This is a genomic window from Paenibacillus sp. GbtcB18 (assembly GCF_019091125.1).
Lineage (GTDB): Bacteria > Bacillota > Bacilli > Paenibacillales > NBRC-103111 > Paenibacillus_F > Paenibacillus_F chitinolyticus.
The window spans coordinates 1-245 of record NZ_JAGXJX010000687.1 but is presented as its reverse complement, the minus strand read 5'-3'; the positions used below and the strand labels follow the sequence as shown (position 1 = coordinate 245).

Here is a 245-nt window from a genome sequence, read left to right as displayed (position 1 = left end):
AAGCCGCGGGTAACCGGGATCGAAGCGGGTCAAAATTCCGATGCCAATCGATACGTACTTTTCTATTGAAGCTTCAATTTTAAATGGAGTCAATACATCTATTAACCGCTGGATTCTAGCTGCCGGAATGCCAAGCCTGGCGTAGTCCCCGGCTGTCCAGAGCAGCTGATCCTTCAAATCGGGACAGGAGCGGACCAGCAGATCAACGGTCTTCCATCCCACTCCGGTTTTGCCGTGAAGCCCGA

General features: G+C 52.2%; 1 pseudogene. It reads right to left on the bottom strand.

Annotation, left to right across the window (positions count from 1 at the left end):
- Window positions 1-245, bottom strand: a pseudogene (locus KVT34_RS30820) (DNA-processing protein DprA); the annotation flags it as partial.